Source organism: Streptomyces sp. NPDC049577, from assembly GCF_040675635.1.
In the GTDB taxonomy this organism is placed as follows: Bacteria; Actinomycetota; Actinomycetes; order Streptomycetales; family Streptomycetaceae; genus Streptomyces.
Genome location: NZ_JBFAPH010000581.1, coordinates 1 through 2114, shown reverse-complemented (window position 1 = coordinate 2114; position 2114 = coordinate 1). Strand labels below are relative to the sequence as shown.

At 71.4% G+C, this 2114-nt stretch carries 3 protein-coding genes and 1 pseudogene; 3 read left to right on the top strand and 1 reads right to left on the bottom strand.

What is annotated here, in order from left to right; genetic code table 11:
* The coding region (locus AB0K09_RS32905; RefSeq protein WP_366069061.1) for a ParB/RepB/Spo0J family partition protein at positions 1-327 on the bottom strand (327 nt) is incomplete at its 3' end.
* A gap of 357 nt (positions 328-684) precedes the next feature.
* On the opposite strand from AB0K09_RS32905, the gene AB0K09_RS32900 reads away from it, so the two are divergent.
* The 3 genes and pseudogenes from AB0K09_RS32900 to AB0K09_RS32890 all read left to right on the top strand — a co-directional run.
* Positions 685-1137: a helix-turn-helix domain-containing protein gene (locus AB0K09_RS32900; protein WP_366069059.1), complete on the top strand. Its 453-nt coding sequence runs from the start codon at positions 685-687 to the stop codon at positions 1135-1137.
* 20 nt (positions 1138-1157) lie between these two features.
* Entirely contained in the window at positions 1158-1688 is a 531-nt protein-coding gene (locus AB0K09_RS32895) for an ImmA/IrrE family metallo-endopeptidase (RefSeq protein WP_366069058.1), read from the top strand.
* A gap of 88 nt (positions 1689-1776) precedes the next feature.
* Positions 1777-2114: pseudogene (locus tag AB0K09_RS32890) on the top strand (hypothetical protein); the annotation flags it as partial.

The following is a 2114-nucleotide window of genomic DNA, read 5'->3' as shown; positions in this document are numbered from 1 at the left end:
GGCCGCGCGGTCGGCCGGGGTGAGCGGCAGTCCCTGCAGGGTGTTCAGCCGGACGGCGTGGACGAAGGCGTCCTCCGCGGTGCCCTCGAAGTACCGGGCGGCGATGCTCTCGTCGCCGCGCAGCCTGGCGGCGCGCAGCCGGTGCATGCCGTCGACGACCCGCATGGTGGATCGGTGCACGACGATCGGCGGCAGCGGGAGGCGGGTCCCCGCCAGTTCCCGGACGTGCTGCGGGTCCTCGCCGTCGAGCCGGGGCGAGTCGGCGGGCAGCAGGGCCGTCAGTGGCAGGACGACCGTCTCGGCGATCACGCAGTCGCCGTCCGGCACGCTCCTGCCCGCTCCCTCGCGCCCTCGTCCGCCGCTCCTCTCCCCGAGTCTCCCGGCCGTCCGTACGTCTCCCGCGGCCTCCACCGATGCTGTCCGTCCCGAAGTCGTCACGCCATCCCCCTCTGAAGAACTCCGGCCGGCGGGGGCGGGAACCGGGGCCCTGCGGAGACGTCCGCCGGGGCCCTGCCGCCAACTGGTGGTTGATCCTTGGAGCAAGCCGTCCAACACCAGTCGATCCCACCGACGTCTGGACGCTAGGCAGCAGGCGCTGCCGCTGTCAACCACAATCCGGCGGCGGGCACATGGACTCCCGTGCCGGGCCTTACGCTAGATTGACGCGGGGAGGGAGGTGCGATCATGAAAGAAACGGACACAGCACCGGACGCCACAGCCGGGCACACGCTCGCCGACAAGCTCAACCACCTGTTCCGGACCGTGGTTCCGGCCGGCCGCGAGCCGTACAGCACGGAGGAAGTGGCGCGCGCGATCAGTGCCGGCGGCGTGTCGATCTCCGGGAGCTACATCTGGCTGCTGCGCCGGGGACAGCGCGACAATCCGACGCTGCGACACCTGGAGGCGCTGGCGAAGTTCTTCGGCGTGCCCCCGGCCTACTTCTTCGACGACCGGGTCACGGCGGCGGTCAACGCCGACCTGCGGCTGCTGGTCGCCCTGCGGGACACCCAGGTCCAGCGCGTCGCCCTCCGGGCCGCCGGGCTGTCCCCCGAGAGCCTGCACTCGATCAACGAGGTGATCGAGCGGGTCCGTGAGCTGGAGGGGCTGCCGACCGCCCCGACGGAAAGCCACCCCTGACGCGACGGGGGGACGCCGCCGTGAACTTCAAGAGGCTGCACCAGCGTTGCCGGAAGCTGGTCCGCGGCCTGGACATCCCGTCGCCGTTCGACATCTGGGCGCTGTGCGACAGCGTGGCCGAGCGCCACGGCCGGCCCATACGCCCGGAGCCCCTGCGGCTGCCCCCGGACGGGCCGTGCGGACTGTGGGTCTCCACACCGGATGTGGACTACATCTTTTACGCGCACGACACCAGTCCGCTCCACCAGGAACACATCATCGCCCACGAGTTGGGCCATGTGATCTGCGGTCACGAGGAGAGCGCCGTGCTCGGCGAGGAGACCTCCCGGCTGGTGCTGCCCACCCTCGACCCGGAGATGGTGCGGGGGGTGCTGCGGCGGACGTACTACACCTCGGCGGAGGAGCAGGAGGCCGAGATGGTCGCCTCCCTGATCCTCCAGGCGGCCAACCGGACACCGCTGGAACGCAACTGGGACGTCCCCAGCGAGGCCGCGGCGACGGTCGAGCGCCTCGACCGCTCGCTGCGCGGCTCCGCGCCGGACGAGATGTAGCCGGACGAGACGCAGCCGGACGAGACGCAACCGGATCAGAGAGCCGGACGCGGCCACCGCACGACCGACGACGGGTGACGGGCACCACATGATCACTTTTCTGCACGGCCTGGGGGCCGTGGCCGCCTGGGCCGGCCTGTTCTACAAGTGCCGGGCTCTGCGCAAGGATTCCCGGGATCCGGCCCTGATCGCCCTGTGCGCCGTCTTCGCGCTGTCGGGCATGAGCTTCTTCGTCTCCCTGCCGCCGGTGTGGGTGCGGGTGGACGGTCTGACCGGCGTACCGAACATCGCGGCACTCCTCGCCCAGAGCTGTGTGATGGCGCTGCTGGTCGCCCAGTGGATCGTGCTCACCCACTGGGCGCTGCCACCCGAGCGGGCCCGCAGGCGCGCCCGGTTCCAACTGGGCTTCTGCGCGGCGGCGCTGGC

What these genes read in the sequence shown, in the direction of transcription:
- AB0K09_RS32900 (WP_366069059.1), top strand. Translation starts at nt 685, where the DNA reads ATGAAAGAAACGGACACAGCACCGGACGCCACAGCCGGGCACACGCTC.